Below are 14,322 nucleotides of genomic sequence, written 5' to 3' on the forward strand. Positions count from 1 at the left end.
GAGGACACCATGCACATTTCTTCCGGACGCTGGGTCCAGGGCCTTCTGCTGGCGCTGTTGACTGCCTTTCTCTGGGGCATCCTGCCGATCAAGCTCAAGCAGGTGCTGCAGGTGATGGACCCGGTGACCGTCACCTGGTACCGCCTGAGCGTGTCCGGTGGCCTGTTGTTCGCCTGGCTGGCGGCCAATCGGCGGCTGCCGTCGTTCAGCCGCCTCGGAATGAAGGGCAAGGGCCTGGTGGCCGTCGCGGTGGCCGGCCTGGTCGGCAACTATGTGCTGTACCTGGTCGGCCTGAACCTGCTCAGCCCCGGCACCGCGCAGCTGGTGGTGCAGCTGGGGCCGGTGCTGCTGCTGGTGGCCAGCGTGTTCGTGTTCAAGGAGCGTTTCAGCCTGGGGCAGGGTCTGGGCCTGCTGGTGCTGCTGGCGGGATTCGGGCTGTTCTTCAACCAGCGCCTGGAAGAGCTACTCACATCACTTGGCACCTACACCACCGGCGTGCTGACCATCATCCTGGCGACCAGCATCTGGGTGTTCTACGCCCTGAGCCAGAAGCAACTGTTGACGGTGTGGAACTCGCAGCAGGTGATGATGGTGATCTACCTGTGCTGTGCGCTGCTGCTCACGCCCTGGGTGCATCCGCTGGAGGCGTTGCAGCTCAGCCCGTTGCAGGGCTGGTTGCTGCTGGCCTGCTGCCTGAACACACTGGTGGCCTATGGCGCCTTCGCCGAGGCGCTGGCGCATTGGGAGGCCTCGCGGGTCAGCGCGACCCTGGCGTTGACGCCGCTGGTGACCTTTGTTGCGGTGGCGCTGGCGGCCTGGCTGTGGCCGGACTATGTGCATGCCGAGCAGATCAACGGCCTGGGGTATGTCGGGGCGGTGACGGTGGTGCTGGGGTCGGCGTTGGTGGCCTTGGGGCCATCGCTGATCGCTGGGTGGAGAGCGAAAAGCCAGGCTCAATAGCCCGCGCGGTACCTGTGGGAGCGGCCTTGTGTCGCGATAGGGCTGCGCAGCAGCCCCAGGATTCGGCATTTATACAGAGATCGCCGGGGCTGCTGCGCAGCCCTTTCGCGGCACAAGGCCGCTCCTACAAGAGCGAGGCCTAACCTTTCCCGCCGGGCGCCAGCATGTTCTCCGGCCTTACCCACTGGTCGAACTGTTCGTTGGTCAGGTACTTCAGCTCCAGCGCCGCTTCACGCAGGGTCTTGCCCTCGGCGTAGGCCTTCTTGGCGATTTCCGCCGCCTTGTCGTAGCCGATATGCGGGTTCAGCGCCGTCACCAGCATCAGCCCACGCTCCAGGTGCGCGGCCATCTGCCCGGCGTCCGGTTCGATACCGGCCACGCAGTGCTGCTGGAAGTTGCGACAGCCATCGGCCAGCAGCTCGATCGACTGCAGCAGGTTGTGGATGATCACCGGCTTGAACACGTTCAACTGCAGGTGGCCTTGGCTGGCGGCAAAGCCGATCGCCGTGTCGTTGCCCAGTACCTGGCAGGCCAGCATCGACAGCGCCTCGCACTGGGTCGGGTTGACCTTGCCGGGCATGATCGAGCTGCCCGGCTCGTTGGCCGGCAGGCGCACCTCGGCAAGCCCCGCGCGCGGGCCGGAGCCCAGCAGGCGCAGGTCGTTGGCGATCTTCATCAGGGCCACGGCCAGGGTCTTCAGCGCGCCGGCCAGGCTGGTCAGCGGTTCGTGGCCGGCGAGGGCGGCGAACTTGTTCGGCGCGGTGACGAACGGCAGGCCGGACAGCGCCGCCAGCTCCGCGGCGATGGCTTCGGCGAAACCGTGCGGGGCGTTGAGGCCGGTGCCCACGGCGGTGCCGCCCTGGGCCAGCTCGCAGACCGCCGGCAGCGTTGCGCGGATGGCGCGCTGGGCATAGTCGAGCTGGGCGACGAAGGCCGAGACCTCCTGGCCGAAAGTGATCGGCGTGGCGTCCATCATGTGTGTGCGTCCGGTCTTGACCAAGTGCGTGTGGCGCGCCGACAGTTCGGCCAGCCCCCCCGACAGCTCGGTGATCGCCGGCAGCAGTCGTTCATGCACGGCCTGGACGGCGGCGATGTGCATGGCGGTGGGGAAGCAGTCGTTGGAACTCTGCGAGCGGTTGACGTGATCGTTGGGGTGCACCGGCAGCTTGCCGCCGCGGCCCTTGCCGGCCAGTTCGTTGGCGCGCCCGGCGATCACCTCGTTGACGTTCATGTTGCTCTGGGTGCCGCTGCCGGTCTGCCACACCACCAGCGGGAACTGCTCGTCGTGGTCGCCGGCGAGCACTTCGTCGGCAGCCTGCTCGATCAGCCGGGCGATGTCGGCGGGCAAATCGCCGTTGCGATCATTGACCCGGGCAGCGGCTTTCTTGACCAGTGCCAGGGCGTGCAGCACCGCGAGCGGCATGCGCTCCTTGCCAATGGCGAAGTTGATCAGCGAACGCTGGGTCTGCGCACCCCAGTAGGCGTCCTCTGGAACTTCGACCGGGCCCAGGCTGTCTGTCTCGATACGGCTCATGCTGCGCTCACTCCTTTGTAGTCAGAAATCGCAGTTTAGGCCCTGATTCGACACAGCGGTTCAGTCGCTCGTCGTGCCACTTGAGCACTTCGCCATCACGGCGCAGAATGCTCTACCCTGAGGTACTCGCCTCCCTTTCTTGAAGGAAATGCAATGACCCGTCTTCGTGTCCTCTTTGCCGCCGTTGCCCTGGCCTGCGCCAGCGGCCAGGTACTCGCCGCCACCGCGAGCCACAATGCCGCCGCCGAGAAATTCCTGACCCTGGCCAATGCCGACAAGCTGGGCACCCCGGTGTACATGCAGGTCCAGCAGATGTTCGCCCAGCGTTTCGAACAGACCAAGGCGCCGGCTGCCAAGAAAACCGTGCTCGACAGCTACCAGGCCAAGGCCAACGCCGCCCTGGACAACGCCATCGGCTGGAAGAAGCTCAAGCCGAAGATGGTCGACCTGTACACCGCGACCTTCACAGAGGCCGAGCTGAACGACCTGGTCAAGTTCTACGAGTCGCCGCTGGGCAAGAAAGTCCTGCGCGAGATGCCCAAGGTCACCCAGCAGTCGGCCCAGCTGACCCAGCAGAGCCTGGAACCGGCGGTGCCGGTGGTCAACAAGCTGCTCGACGACATGACCAAGGAACTCGACCCGAGCGCCGGCAAGGCAGCCGCTCCGGCGAAGAAGTGAGCCTGACGCGATGAACATGCAGCAACGCATCGAACAGCAGCTGGCGCCGCTGGGCACCGACCACCTCGAAGTGTACAACGAAAGCCACATGCACAGCCGTGGCCAGGAAACGCACTACAAGGCGGTGCTGGTCAGCGAGCAGTTCGCCGGGCTGAACAGCGTCAAGCGCCACCAGAAGGTCTACGCCACCATGGGTGAGCTGATGGGCGAGATCCACGCCCTGGCGATCCACACCTACACGCCCGAGGAATGGGCGGCAGTCGGCGCGGCGCCAGCCTCGCCGGTATGCGCCGGCGGCGGGCACTGAATCCTTTCCGTCGTTCTGGTACAATCTCGCAAAATCCGGGGGCTGCTTTGCAGCCCTTTCGCGGCACAAGGCCGCTCCTACAGGAGTATGCAGTTCCCTGTAGGAGCGGCCTTGTGCCGCGAAAGGGGCGCAAAGCGCCCCCATGCTTTTTATGTCAAACCCGGTCCGCCCCTTACGAGGGCAACCACCAGGAGTTTCAGATTCATGACCCAACCGATCGTCGTGGCGGCGCTGTACAAGTTCGTCACCCTGGAAGACTACGTCGAACTGCGCGAGCCGCTGCTCAAGGCCATGGCCGACAACGGCGTCAAAGGCACCCTGCTGCTGGCTAACGAAGGCATCAACGGCACGGTCTCGGCCACCCGTGAAGGCATCGACGCGCTGCTGGCCTGGCTGCGTAGCGACCCACGCCTGGTGGATGTCGACCATAAAGAATCGTACTGCGACGAGCAGCCGTTCTACCGCACCAAGGTCAAGCTCAAGAAAGAGATCGTCACCCTCGGCGTGCCGGGCGTGGACCCGAACAAGGCGGTCGGTACCTACGTCGATCCGAAAGACTGGAACGCCTTGATCAGCGACCCGGAAGTGCTGCTGATCGACACCCGCAACGACTACGAAGTGGCCATCGGCACCTTCAAGGGCGCCATCGACCCGAAGACCGAGACCTTCCGCGAGTTTCCCGACTACATCAAGGCCAACTTCGACCCGAGCAAGCACAAGAAGGTCGCCATGTTCTGCACCGGTGGCATCCGCTGCGAGAAGGCCTCCAGCTACATGCTCGGTGAGGGCTATGAAGCCGTCTATCATCTTAAGGGCGGCATCCTGAAATACTTCGAGGAAGTAGCCCAGGAAGAAAGCCTCTGGGACGGCGACTGTTTCGTCTTCGACAACCGGGTCACCGTGCGTCACGACCTGAGCGAGGGCGAGTACGACCAGTGCCACGCCTGCCGCCACCCGATCGACGTGAAGGACCGGGAGTCGGAGCACTATTCGCCAGGCGTGAGCTGCCCGCATTGCTGGGACAGCCTGAGCGAGAAGACCCGGCGCAGCGCCATCGACCGCCAGAAGCAGATTGAACTGGCCAAGGCGCGCAACCAGCCACACCCGATCGGCTACAACTACAAAGCCGAGGCCTGATGCATGTCCGCACGCCTGCTCTATGTGATGGATCCGATGTGCTCCTGGTGCTGGGGCTTCGCTCCGGTGGCCGAGGCGCTGATTGCCCAGGCCCGTGAGGCGGGTGTCGTCACCCGCCTGGTGCCTGGCGGTCTGCGCAGCGGTGGCAGCGCCCTGGATGCCTCGACCCGCAAGTACATCCTCGAGCACTGGCAGGCGGTGCATGACGCCACCGGGCAGCCGTTTCGTTTTGACGGCGCGATGCCCGACGGCTTTGTCTACGACACCGAGCCTGCGTGCCGCGCATTGGTCGCGGCGCGTGAGCTGGACGACAAGCGGGCCTGGACGCTGCTCAAGCTGATCCAGCGCTCGTTCTACGAGCAGGGGCTGGATGTCACCCGCGCCCCGCAGCTGGTGGAGCTGGCCGAACAGGCCGGTTTCGACCGCGAGTCGTTCTCGCAGTGCTTCACCAATGCCGATACCCGCGCCGCCACCAGCGCCGACTTCGGCTGGGTACAGGACCTGGGCATTGCCGGTTTCCCCACGCTGCTGGCCGAGCGCAATGGTCAGCTGGCCCTGCTGACCAACGGCTACCAGTCGCTGGACAGCCTGCAGCCGCTGCTCGGCCGCTGGCTGCAGCAGGCCGCCTGTGCTTGACCTGCCAGGGTCGCCAGACCCTGTGCCAGGGAAGTCCCCCGCTGTGCCTGATCGCCTGAGCTGGGCGGAAATCCGCCGCCTGGCCCTGCACCACAAGAAGGCTTTGTGGACTGCCAACCTGGTAGCCGTGCTCGCCGCCCTGTGCAGTGTGCCGATCCCGTTGCTGCTGCCGCTGCTGGTGGACGAAGTGCTGCTGGGCCATGGTGACGCCGCGCTTAAGTGGATGAACAACTTCCTGCCCGCTGGCTGGCAGGTGGCCGCGGGCTATATCGGCCTGATGCTCTGCGCCACCTTGGGCCTGCGCCTGGCGGCGCTGGCGTTCAACGTGGTCCAGGCCAAGCTGTTCGCCGGCCTGGCCAAGGACATCGTCTACCGCCTGCGTATCCGCCTGATCGAGCGGCTCAAGCGCATTTCGCTCAAGGAATATGAAAGCCTGGGCAGCGGTACGGTGACCACCCACCTGGTCACCGACCTGGACACCCTCGACAAGTTCGTCGGCGAAACCCTCAGCCGCTTCCTGGTGGCGGTGCTGACGCTGACCGGCACCGCCGCCATCCTGATCTGGATGCACTGGCAGCTGGCGCTGCTGATCCTGCTGTTCAACCCGCTGGTGATCTTCTTCACCGTGCAGTTGGGCAAGCGCGTCAAGCACCTGAAGAAACTCGAGAACGACAGCACCGCGCGCTTCACCCAGGCGCTGACCGAGACCCTCGATGCGATCCAGGAAATCCGTGCCGGCAACCGCCAGGGCTATTTCCTCGGTCGCCTTGGCCTGCGTGCCCGCGAGGTGCGCGACTACGCGGTGGCCTCGCAGTGGAAGAGCGATGCCAGTGGTCGGGCCAGTGGCCTGTTGTTCCAGTTCGGCATCGATATCTTCCGCGCCGCGGCGATGCTCACCGTACTGTTCTCCGACCTGTCGATCGGCCAGATGCTGGCGGTATTCAGCTACCTGTGGTTCATGATCGGCCCGGTGGAGCAGTTGCTGAACCTGCAATATGCCTACTACGCCGCCGGCGGCGCGCTAAGCCGCTTGAACGAGCTGCTGGCGCGGGCCGACGAGGCGCAGTACCCCGCGGGCAGCGACCCGTTCGCCGGGCGCGACACGGTCGGTATCGAGGTGCGCGACCTGTGCTTCGCCTACGCCGACGAGCCGGTGCTGGATCAGCTGAACCTGGCCATCGCCCCGGGCGAGAAGGTTGCCATCGTCGGCGCCAGCGGCGGTGGCAAGAGTACCCTGGTGCAGTTGCTGCTGGGGTTGTACAGCGCCCAGGCCGGGACCATCCGCTTCGGCGGCGCGAGCCTGCAGGAGATCGGCCTGGAAACCCTGCGCGAGAACGTCGCGGTGGTGCTGCAGCACCCGTCGCTGTTCAACGACAGCGTGCGCGCCAACCTGACCATGGGGCGCGATTGCAGCGACGATGCCTGCTGGCACGCGTTGCGCATCGCCCAGCTGGACGCCACCATCGCCGCGCTGCCCCAGGGCCTGGACAGCATCGTCGGGCGTTCCGGCGTGCGCCTGTCCGGCGGCCAGCGCCAGCGCCTGGCGATCGCCCGCATGGTGCTGGCCGAGCCCAAGGTGGTCATCCTCGACGAGGCCACCTCGGCGCTGGACGCCGCCACCGAGTACAACCTGCACCAGGCCTTGGCGCGCTTCCTCAGTGGCCGCACCACACTGATCATCGCCCACCGCCTGTCGGCGGTGAAGCAGGCCGATCGGGTGCTGGTGTTCGACGGCGGTCATGTCGCCGAGGACGGCGGCCACCAGCAATTGATCGCCGAGGGCGGCCTGTACGCCAAGCTTTACGGTCACCTGCAGCAGACCTGAGCCACTTACGTCCGTGTAGGAGCGGCCTTGTGTCGCGTACGGGCTCTGGATCTCGAGTCTGGCTCAGGATTGCCGGGGGCCGCTCTGCGGCCCTTTCGCGACACAAGGCCGCTCCTACAGGCGCTGCGACCCTTTCCCCGTCATCAAAAACCACGCCACAGGCATGGCAAATGGCCTACGCTGTGCTTGTCTAGGTTGATTCGTGCCTTATCTGCCGCCATGACAGGGACTACATGAAGGGAAATCGGACTCTCGAAGCGCCAAGGCTGCTGGGTATTATCTGGCCCTTCGTCGCCGTTGTGGTTTTCCAGGTACTGCTGGGCAGTCTGAGCCTTTATGCATTGTCCGCCGTGCGCGCCTATGTGGCGGGCGAAAGCCTGTGGTCCAAGGCGCAGAAGGACGCCATCTACTACCTCAATCTCTACGCCGACGACCGCGATCCGCTGACCTATGCCCGCTACCGCCGGGCCATCCTGGTGCCCCAGGGCGACCACAACCTGCGCCTGGCCCTGGATCGTCCCGAACCGGACCTGGACGCAGCGCGCCAGGGTGTGCTGCAGGGCGGCAACCACCCCGAGGATGTGGCCCGGATCATCTGGTTCTACCGCAACTTCCGTCATGTCAGCTATATGCAAACCGCCATCGATTACTGGGACATCGGTGACGATTACCTGCGCCAGCTCGACGTGCTGGCCCAGCAGATGCGCGAAGGCTTCGCCGGGGGCGCGATCGACCCGCACCAGGTGGCCAACTGGAAGGCGCGCATCGTCGCCATCAATGACGGTGTGACCCCCGCCGCCAAGGCGTTCAGCGATGCCCTGGGCGAAGGCTCGCGGATGCTGCTCAAGGTGCTGATGCTCACCAACCTGGCCACCGCGCTGTTCCTGATCGCCATGGCCTGGCGGCGTTCGAGCAAGCTGCTGGCCCAGCGCCAGGCGTTCGCCAGCGCGCTGCAGGAGGAGAAGGAGCGGGCGCAGATCACCCTGGAATCCATCGGCGATGCGGTGATCACCGCCGATGTCGACGGTTGCATCAGCTATATGAACCCGGCCGCCGAGCAGTTGACCCACTGGCAAGCGGTGCAGGCCCAGGGCCTGCCGCTGGCGGCGTTGTTCAGCCTGCTCGACGAGAATGCCGAGGGCGACAGCCTGACGCTGGTCGAGCAGGTGCTCAGTGGCAGCCTCAAGGGCGGCGCCGAGCATGCCCGGCTGATCCAGCGCCTGGACGGCAGCACGGTGTCGGTCAACCTGGTGGGCTCGCCCATCCTCACCGAAGGACAGGTCAGTGGCATCGTCGTGGTGTTGCACGACATGACCCAGGAGCGCCAGTACATCGCCAACCTGTCCTGGCAGGCGACCCACGACGCCCTGACCGGGCTGGCCAACCGCCGCGAGTTCGAATATCGCCTGGAGCAGGCGCTCAACGGCCTGGCCCGCCAGGCCGGGCGCCATTCGCTGATGTTCCTCGACCTCGACCAGTTCAAGCTGGTCAACGACACCTGCGGCCATGCCGCCGGCGACGAACTGCTGCGGCATATCTGCGCGGTGCTGCAGTCGGGCCTGCGCGAGGGCGACACCCTGGCGCGCCTGGGTGGCGACGAGTTCGGCGTGCTTCTGGAAAACTGCCCGCCAGAGCAGGCCGAGCGCATTGCCGAGCAGTTGCGCCAGGCCGTGCAGAGCCTGCATTTCGTGTGGAAAGGGCGCCCCTTCGTGACCACGGTCAGCATCGGCCTGGTGCACATCGCCCAGGCGCCAAGCACCCTGGAGGCATCGTTGCGCGCGGCGGACATGGCCTGCTACATGGCCAAGGAAAAGGGCCGCAACCGGGTCCAGGTGTATCACGCCGACGACAGCGAGCTGTCCATGCGCTTTGGCGAGATGGCCTGGATCCAGCGGCTGCATGTGGCGCTGGAGGAAAACCGCTTCTGCCTCTACGCCCAGGAGATCGCGCCCCTTCACCCCCACGAGGGGCCCGGGCATATCGAGATCCTCCTGCGCCTGCACGACGAAAGCGGGCGCACCATCCTGCCCGACAGTTTCATCCCCGCAGCGGAGCGCTATGGCCTGATGACCGCGCTCGACCGCTGGGTGGTGCGCAGCGTGTTCCAGGTGATCCGCCAGTGCCTGGATGAAGGTCGGGAGGGCCCCCTGGCGATGTGTGCCATCAATTTATCGGGTTCGAGCATCGGCGACGACAAGTTCCTCGAGTACCTGCAGCGCCTGTTCGGCGAGTTCGACATCCCGCCACGGCTGATTTGTTTTGAAATCACCGAAACCAGCGCCATTGCCAACCTGGGCAGCGCGATCCGATTCATCAATGAATTGAAAGGACTGGGCTGCAAATTCTCCCTCGACGACTTCTGCGCCGGAATGTCGTCATTCGCCTATTTGAAGCATTTGCCTGTAGACTTCCTGAAGATCGACGGAAGTTTCGTCAAGGACATGCTCGATGACCCGATCAACCGGGCGATGGTCGAAGTGATCAATCACATCGGTCACGTCATGGGCAAGCGGACCATTGCCGAGTTCGTCGAGACGCCGCTGATCGAGCAGGCTTTGCAGGAGATCGGCGTGGACTACGCCCAGGGATACCTCATCGAACGCCCGCAGGTCTTCACCTGCGACAGCCTGCAGCGCCAACGGATTGCCGCGAGGCCCCTTCTGCACCGGGCGCCGGGGACCTTTCGCTGAACAACGCCCGGAAATCACAGGGAATCAAGGAGCTGACAGTGATCGACGCGTTCGTAAGGATCGGACCATTGATGGATCCGGCCAGTTATCCGCAGTGGGCCCAACAACTGATAGAGGATTGCCGCGAAAGCAAGCGCCGTGTGGTGGAGCATGAGTTCTACCAGCGACTGCGCGATGGCCAGCTCAAGCAGTCGACCATCCGCCAGTACCTGATCGGCGGCTGGCCGGTGGTCGAGCAGTTTTCTCTCTACATGGCCCACAACCTCACCAAGACCCGCTACGCCCGACATCCTGGCGAAGACATGGCGCGTCGCTGGCTGATGCGCAACATCCGGGTCGAGCTCAACCATGCCGACTACTGGGTGCACTGGTGCCAAGCCCATGGCATCCACCTGCATGAGCTGCAGTCCCAGGAGGTGCCGCCGGAGCTCAACGGCCTCAACGACTGGTGCTGGCGAGTGTGCGCCACCGAGTCGCTGGCCATCGCCATGGCGGCCACCAATTACGCCATCGAAGGTGCCACCGGCGAGTGGTCGGCAGTGGTCTGCGCCGAGGACACCTACGCCCAGGGCTTCCCCGAGGACACCCGCAAGCGTGCGATGAAGTGGCTGAAGATGCATGCGCAGTACGATGACGCACACCCGTGGGAGGCGCTGGAGATCATCTGCACCCTGGCGGGCGAGAGCCCGACGCTGGGGCTGCGCACCGAGCTGCGCCGGGCGATCTGCAAGAGCTACGACTGCATGTTCCTGTTCCTGGAACGTTGCATGCAGCTCGAAGGGCGCCAGCAGGGGCGTCTGCGCCCGGCGTTGGCGGCGGGCTGAAGCGATCGCGGGGCAAGTCGCATCGGCGCACCGATGCGGCTTGCCCCGCGATAAGCCTTACTGGGCGTTCAGTGCCTGCCCGTTCACATCCTTGCTGTCCGGCCCCATCAGGTACAGGTACACCGGCATGATGTCCTCGGGCAGCGGGTTGTTCTGTGGGTTCTCGCTCGGGTAGGCCTGGGCGCGCATCGCCGTGCGCGTGGCGCCCGGGTTGATGCTGTTCGAACGCACCGGCGCCACGCCTTCCAGCTCGTCGGCCAGGGTCTGCATCAGCCCCTCGGTGGCAAACTTCGACACGCCATAGGCGCCCCAGTAGGCCCGGCCTTTGCGCCCGACGCTGCTGGAGGTGAACACCACCGAGGCGTCCTCCGACAGTTTGAGCAGCGGCAGCAGGGTGCTGGTCAGCATGAAGGTGGCGTTGACGTTGATGTGCATCACGCGCATGAAGTTGTCGCCCGACAGCTGCTCCAGCGGCGTGCGCGGGCCGATGATCGAGGCGTTGTTGAGGAGGCCGTCGAGGCGCCCGAACTGCTCCTCGATCATCACCGCCAGTTCGTCGTACTGGTGGGGCAGGGCGGTTTCCAGGTTGAACGGGATCACCGCCGGCTGCGGGTGGCCGGCGGCCTCGATCTGGTCGTAGATCTCGTTGAGGTTGGCCTCGGTCTTGCCCAGCAGCAGCACGGTGGCGCCCAGGGCGGCGTAGGCCTTGGCGGCGGCGGCGCCGATGCCGCGGCCGGCGCCGGTGACCAGGATGATCCGGCCCTTGAGCAGGTCGGGGCGGGCGGTGTAGTCGAACATCGGTCTGTCCTTAAATCGGTTGCGATCAATGGGGGCTGCTACGCAGCCCATCGCGACACAAGGCCGCTCCCACAGGCGACGGGTGCTCCTTGTGGGAGCGGCCTTGTGTCGCGATGGAGGGCGCAGCCCTCCCTGGTGCGCGAAGTTTCAGCAGCCGCACAGTGCGCTGTCGATCACCTTGCGCAGTTCCAGCGGGTGGTCCACCACCACGTCGGCGCCCCAGTTGTTGGGGTTGTCCTCTGGATGAATATAGCCATAGCGCACCGCCGCGGTTCGGGTGCCGGCGTCGCGGCCGGACTCGATGTCGCGCAGGTCGTCGCCGACGAACAGCACGCTGGCCGGGTCCAGGTCCAGGGTCTTGCACGCCAGTATCAGCGGCTCGGGGTCGGGCTTGCTGTTCTTCACGTGGTCCGGGCAGATCAGCAGGGCCGAGCGCTCGGCCAGGCCCAGGCGCTGCATGATCGGCTCGGCGAAGCGCACCGGCTTGTTGGTGACCACGCCCCACAGCAGGTTGCCTTTCTCGATGTCGGCCAGCAGCTCCGGCATGCCGTCGAACAGCTTGCTGTGCACCGCGCAATCGCGCTGGTAGCGCTCGAGGAATTCCAGGCGCAGGGCCTCGAAACCGTCGGCCTCGGGGTCCATGGCGAAGGTGGCGGCGACCATGGCGCGGGCGCCGCCGGAGATCACCTCGCGGATGCGTGCGTCGTCGATGGCCGGCAGGCCGCGGTCGGCAAGCATCGCCTGGCAGATGGCGATGAAGTCCGGCGCTGTGTCCAGCAGGGTGCCGTCCATGTCGAAGAGTACTGCTCGCAGGCGCATGCTCATTCCTCGCGCAGGGTCTGGATCATGTAGTTGACGTCGACGTCGTTGTTCAGCTTGTAGTGCTTGGTCAGCGGGTTGTAGGTCAGGCCGATGATGTCCTTGACCTCCAGGCCCGCGGCGCGGCTCCAGGCACCCAGCTCGGAGGGGCGGATGAACTTCTTGAAGTCATGGGTGCCGCGCGGCAGCATCTTGAGAATGTACTCGGCGCCGATGATCGCCAGCAGGTAGGCCTTGGGGTTGCGGTTGATGGTCGAGAAGAACACCTGGCCGCCCGGCTTGACCATGCGGTAGCAGGCGCGGATCACCGACGAAGGGTCGGGCACGTGCTCGAGCATCTCCAGGCAAGTGACCACGTCGAACTGTTCGGGCATCTCCTCGGCCAGGGCCTCGGCGGTGATCTGCCGGTATTCCACCGCCACGCCGGACTCCAGCTGGTGCAGCTGGGCCACCGCCAGTGGCGCCTCGCCCATGTCGATGCCGGTCACGGTGGCGCCGCGCTGGGCCATTGCCTCGCTGAGGATGCCGCCGCCGCAGCCGACGTCCAGCACTTTCTTGCCGGCAAGGGCGACGCGTTCGTCGATCCAGTTAACCCGCAGCGGGTTGATGTCGTGCAGTGGCTTGAATTCGCTCTCGCGGTCCCACCAGCGGTGGGCCAGGGCTTCGAACTTGGCGATTTCGGCGTGGTCGACGTTGCTCATCTGAACAGTCCTCTGAAGCTTCTATGAAAGTGTCACGGGGCGCCAGCCGTGGCTGGCGCCCGGTTATTCGTTGCGCCCGCCGATGCGGGCTCCCCAGGCGCGGGCATTGGCGGCCAGGGCCTGCTCGTCCATCCGCGTCAGGCGGCGGTCCAGCACCAGTGCGTGGCCGGCGACCCAGACGTCCTTCACGCAATCGCGGCCGGTGGCGTAGATCAGTTGCGAGACCGGGTCGTGCACCGGCTGCTGCGCCAGCCCCGACAGGTCGAAGGCGACCAGGTCGGCGGCCTTGCCCGTCTCGAGCGAGCCGGTCGTCGCCTCCAGGCCGAGCGCCCGGGCGCCGTTGAGTGTGGCCATGCGCAGCGCCCGGTGGGCGTCCAGGGCGGTGGCCGAGCCGGCGACGGCCTTGGCCAGCAGCGCGGCGGTACGGGTTTCGCCGAGCAGGTCGAGGTCGTTGTTGCTGGCGGCGCCGTCGGTGCCCACCGCCACGTTCACCCCCGCCTGCCACAGGCGCTCCACCGGGCAGAAGCCGCTGGCCAGCTTGAGGTTGGACTCGGGGCAGTGGACCACGCTGGTGTTGCTTTCTACCAGCAGCGCCAGATCCTCGTCGCTGACCTGGGTCATGTGCACCGCCTGCAGGTTCGGCCCCAGCAGGCCCAGGCGGGCGAGGCGGGCCAGCGGGCGCTCGCCGTTGTCCTTGAGCGCCTGCTCGACTTCGCCGACGGTCTCGTGGATGTGCATGTGCAGCGGCGCGTCGAGCTGGTCGGCGATCACCCGGATCTTCTCCAGGTTCGCATCGCTGACCGTGTACGGCGCGTGCGGGCCGAGGGCGACGGTAATGCGTGGGTGGTGGCGCAGCTCGCCGAACAGCTCGATGGCCAGGTGCAGGCCTTCGTCCGGGGTGCGCGCGCCGGGGATCGGGAAGTCCAGCAAGGGCACGGCGATCTGTGCGCGGATGCCGCTCTGGTGCACGCGGTCGCAGGCCTCGCGGGGAAAGAAGTACATGTCGGCGAAGCAGGTGATGCCGCCCTTGAGCTGCTCGGCGATGGCAAGGTCCGTGCCGTCACGCACGAAGGCCTCGTCGACCCAGCGGCCCTCGGCCGGCCAGATGTGCTCCTGCAGCCAGGTCATCAGCGGCAGGTCGTCGGCCAGGCCGCGGAACAAGGCCATGGCAGCATGGCCATGGGCGTTGACCAGCCCGGGCGTCAGCACGCAGTCGGGCAGTTCGCGCACCTCCCGGGCCCGGGGGGCGCGCTCGCGGGGGCCGAGCCAGGCGATCCGGCCGTCCAGCACGCCCAGCGCATGGCCTTCGAGCACCACGCCGGCCGGCTCCACGGGGACCAGCCAGTCCGGCACAAGCAGCAGGTCGAGGAGGGGAGTGGCGGTGGGCATGCGCGGCATATACCTGGGTCGGTT

At 66.0% G+C, this 14,322-nt stretch carries 13 protein-coding genes; 8 read left to right on the forward strand and 5 right to left on the reverse strand.

Translation table 11 applies throughout. The annotated features are described in order from the left end of the window. Positions 1-9: 9 nt before the first annotated feature. Positions 10-960: a DMT family transporter gene (locus tag DMX06_RS09625; RefSeq protein WP_110736498.1), complete on the forward strand. Its 951-nt coding sequence runs from the start codon at positions 10-12 to the stop codon at positions 958-960. A gap of 139 nt (positions 961-1,099) precedes the next feature. On the opposite strand, the gene DMX06_RS09630 is transcribed toward DMX06_RS09625, so the two are convergent. Then, complete coding sequence (locus DMX06_RS09630) at positions 1,100-2,494, reverse strand: class II fumarate hydratase (protein WP_110736500.1); 1,395 nt, start codon at positions 2,492-2,494, stop codon at positions 1,100-1,102. Positions 2,495-2,647: 153 nt separating this feature from the next. Here DMX06_RS09630 and DMX06_RS09635 point away from each other — a divergent pair, with 153 nt between their 5' ends. The 7 genes from DMX06_RS09635 to DMX06_RS09665 all read left to right on the forward strand — a co-directional run bounded on the left by DMX06_RS09635 (position 2,648) and on the right by DMX06_RS09665 (position 10,591). Then, positions 2,648-3,172, forward strand: coding sequence for a DUF2059 domain-containing protein (locus DMX06_RS09635; RefSeq protein ID WP_050704598.1), 525 nt, complete (start codon positions 2,648-2,650; stop codon positions 3,170-3,172). A 10-nt stretch (positions 3,173-3,182) separates the two neighbouring features. Then, on the forward strand, positions 3,183-3,479 hold the full coding sequence (locus tag DMX06_RS09640) for a BolA family protein (protein ID WP_110736502.1): 297 nt from the start codon (positions 3,183-3,185) through the stop codon (positions 3,477-3,479). Positions 3,480-3,683: 204 nt separating this feature from the next. Beyond that, complete coding sequence (gene trhO, locus DMX06_RS09645; RefSeq protein WP_110736504.1) at positions 3,684-4,616, forward strand: oxygen-dependent tRNA uridine(34) hydroxylase TrhO; 933 nt, start codon at positions 3,684-3,686, stop codon at positions 4,614-4,616. A 3-nt stretch (positions 4,617-4,619) separates the two neighbouring features. Beyond that, positions 4,620-5,252 (forward strand): DsbA family protein, encoded by a 633-nt coding sequence (locus tag DMX06_RS09650; RefSeq protein ID WP_110736506.1) that lies wholly within the window; start codon positions 4,620-4,622, stop codon positions 5,250-5,252. Then, positions 5,245-7,077: an ABC transporter ATP-binding protein gene (locus DMX06_RS09655; RefSeq protein WP_110736508.1), complete on the forward strand. Its 1,833-nt coding sequence runs from the start codon at positions 5,245-5,247 to the stop codon at positions 7,075-7,077. Before DMX06_RS09650 ends, DMX06_RS09655 begins: the two co-directional genes overlap by 8 nt. 233 nt (positions 7,078-7,310) lie before the next feature. Then, positions 7,311-9,767: an EAL domain-containing protein gene (locus tag DMX06_RS09660; protein WP_110736510.1), complete on the forward strand. Its 2,457-nt coding sequence runs from the start codon at positions 7,311-7,313 to the stop codon at positions 9,765-9,767. 38 nt (positions 9,768-9,805) lie between these two features. Continuing rightward, the gene (locus DMX06_RS09665; RefSeq protein ID WP_046856627.1) at positions 9,806-10,591 is read left to right on the forward strand and encodes a TenA family transcriptional regulator; all 786 of its coding nucleotides are present in this window, start codon (positions 9,806-9,808) and stop codon (positions 10,589-10,591) included. Positions 10,592-10,648: 57 nt separating this feature from the next. Here DMX06_RS09665 and DMX06_RS09670 read toward each other — a convergent pair whose 3' ends face one another. The 4 genes from DMX06_RS09670 to DMX06_RS09685 form a co-directional block, all read right to left on the reverse strand. After that, the gene (locus tag DMX06_RS09670) at positions 10,649-11,389 is read right to left on the reverse strand and encodes a YciK family oxidoreductase (RefSeq protein ID WP_110736512.1); all 741 of its coding nucleotides are present in this window, start codon (positions 11,387-11,389) and stop codon (positions 10,649-10,651) included. A gap of 147 nt (positions 11,390-11,536) precedes the next feature. Then, entirely contained in the window at positions 11,537-12,208 is a 672-nt protein-coding gene (gene mupP / locus DMX06_RS09675; protein WP_102684341.1) for an N-acetylmuramic acid 6-phosphate phosphatase MupP, read from the reverse strand. 2 nt (positions 12,209-12,210) lie between these two features. Beyond that, positions 12,211-12,909, reverse strand: coding sequence for a bifunctional 2-polyprenyl-6-hydroxyphenol methylase/3-demethylubiquinol 3-O-methyltransferase UbiG (gene ubiG, locus DMX06_RS09680; protein ID WP_050704607.1), 699 nt, complete (start codon positions 12,907-12,909; stop codon positions 12,211-12,213). A gap of 63 nt (positions 12,910-12,972) precedes the next feature. Then, positions 12,973-14,298 (reverse strand): TRZ/ATZ family hydrolase, encoded by a 1,326-nt coding sequence (locus tag DMX06_RS09685; RefSeq protein ID WP_110736514.1) that lies wholly within the window; start codon positions 14,296-14,298, stop codon positions 12,973-12,975. Positions 14,299-14,322: the final 24 nt, after the last annotated feature.

Source organism: Pseudomonas mosselii (assembly GCF_003205295.1).
In the GTDB taxonomy this organism is placed as follows: domain Bacteria; phylum Pseudomonadota; class Gammaproteobacteria; order Pseudomonadales; family Pseudomonadaceae; genus Aquipseudomonas; species Aquipseudomonas mosselii_B.